The 2056-nt window shown below is 51.2% G+C and carries 3 protein-coding genes; all 3 read left to right on the top strand.

Annotated elements, in window-relative coordinates; all coding sequences use genetic code 11:
• Positions 1-28 precede the first annotated feature (28 nt).
• The 3 genes from C2L80_RS14755 (at position 29) to C2L80_RS13415 (ending at position 2042) form a co-directional block, all read left to right on the top strand.
• Positions 29-310: a helix-turn-helix domain-containing protein gene (locus tag C2L80_RS14755; RefSeq protein WP_275668774.1), complete on the top strand. Its 282-nt coding sequence runs from the start codon at positions 29-31 to the stop codon at positions 308-310.
• Between the two features lie 455 nt (positions 311-765).
• Entirely contained in the window at positions 766-939 is a 174-nt protein-coding gene (locus C2L80_RS13410) for a transposon-encoded TnpW family protein (RefSeq protein WP_002604472.1), read from the top strand.
• A 77-nt stretch (positions 940-1016) separates the two neighbouring features.
• Positions 1017-2042: a recombinase family protein gene (locus C2L80_RS13415; protein WP_476707487.1), complete on the top strand. Its 1026-nt coding sequence runs from the start codon at positions 1017-1019 to the stop codon at positions 2040-2042.
• Positions 2043-2056 lie beyond the last annotated feature (14 nt).

Genomic DNA, 2056 nt, shown 5'->3' on the forward strand with positions numbered 1-2056 from the left:
CGGGCATGGCTCTCCTCCAATATGCTTCTTGTCTCGACAACTCGAATCATACCGGGGCGGGCCGTGCCCTCCTTCCTATCTGGACGCTATCCTGCTGTCAAAGTGCGCAAAAAATTGTACGTTACCGGCAAACGGCGACACAACCGCCATGTGCGCGATCTTGAAGCATTACGAGGGTTACATAGCGAAACTTTGTACCCGCACGCTGAAAGACGACGCGGGCAATACCTATTCCTATGTGGACGAGGAAATGCGTAACAGGCTGCAAGTGCGCCTTATTACCCGCACCCTTGCTTTTCATGTAGGATAATCTTTTAGCCCATGCGGGGAGCGTGTCCCCTTTCCACGCTTCCCGTTATGGGCTATTTGTCGTTCCGTAACAGCACATCGGAAACGGTGTACTGTTACAGGCCGACAAAGCCTATTGTTCCTTGACAAAGAAAGCGGCCTTTGGTGCGCAGCATAACAGGCAACGGGTACATTCCGTCTGTACCGAGCCGGGCGGCGGGTACGCCATGACCGCTTTTCCCCGTTGGGGAAAAGTCGAGCGAGAACTACCGCGCCGTAAAACAAGTTTAGCAGCTTGTGGGCGACGACATACAAGGCGGCACAATGATACTCCCGCGTTGAACACCCTCAAAGTATTGCGCGGCGCACCCATAAGCATGGGCCGGGGTGAAACTCCCGTGAGGTTGCAGCTAACAACCGCCCGTTTTGCCTTTTGACGAATATAGTTTATCCATACAGGAAAAGGAGGTTTTTCTAATGGATAAAAAACAGACAATTACAACCGAACGCAAAATAGGGAAAATCACCTATCTTGTTCAAGCGTTGCCGAGTGAAAAGGCAACCGATACAATCCATAAAAAGATTGAAAAACTCATTGTAAAGGATTTGCAGAAAAAGCCCGGAAATCCGGGCTTTTTAGCGTCCGAGTAGTGCATTAGGCGGCGGGATATGGTATAATGATAGCAACACATTATACCTGTTTATTCGGCTGTCGGAAAGGAGGACTAATGTTACAGTCGAATAAAATCACCGCCCTTTACTGCCGTTTAAGTCAAGAGGATATGCAGGCCGGAGAAAGCGGAAGCATACAGCACCAAAAAATGATACTTCAACGCTATGCGGACGAACACCATTTTTTGAACACAAAGTTTTTTGTGGACGACGGATTTTCCGGCGTGAGTTTTGAGCGCGAGGGGCTGCAAGCGATGTTGCAGGAAGTGGAAGCCGGACGAGTGGCGACGGTTATTACCAAAGACCTCTCCCGTCTTGGCAGAAACTATCTGAAAACGGGCGAACTCATAGAGATTGTATTTCCCGAAAACGGAGTGCGCTATATCGCGATTAACGACGGAGTTGACACAGCGCGGGAGGATAACGAGTTTACCCCCTTGCGGAACTGGTTTAACGAGTTTTACGCCCGCGATACAAGCAAGAAAATCCGTGCAGTTAAACAGGCACAGGCGCAAAAAGGCGAGCGTGTCAACGGGGAATATCCATACGGCTATATCCCAGACCCGAACAACCGCCACCACCTTATACCCGACCCGGAAACCGCGCCGATTGTCAAACAGGTTTTCGCTATGTTTGTTAGCGGCGTGCGTATGTGCGAAATCCAAAAATGGCTTGCGGAAAACAAAGTCTTGACGATTGGAGCGTTGCGCTATCAGCGCACAGGACAGGCGCGGTATCAGCGGGCAATGATCGCCCCCTATACTTGGCCGGACAAAACGCTCTATGACATATTAGCAAGGCAGGAATATTTAGGGCATACCATAACCGCGAAAACTCACAAGGTATCCTACAAGTCGAAAAAGACCCGGAAGAACGAAGAAGAACAACGCTATTTCTTCCCAAACACCCATGAGCCGCTTGTTGACGAGGAAACCTTTGAACTTGCGCAAAAGCGGATTGCTACCCGCCACGGGGGTGCGGACAAAAAGTTGGACACTCCGGTGTCCGGATTGGAGTCCGCATGTACCCGTTGGAGACCAGGGAGCTCGCCGTGGAGGCCGTCGCGGCGGGGTTCAGCCTGACCGAGGCGGCCGAG

This window comes from Rubneribacter badeniensis (genome assembly GCF_002899695.1).
In the GTDB taxonomy this organism is placed as follows: Bacteria; Actinomycetota; Coriobacteriia; order Coriobacteriales; family Eggerthellaceae; genus Rubneribacter; species Rubneribacter badeniensis.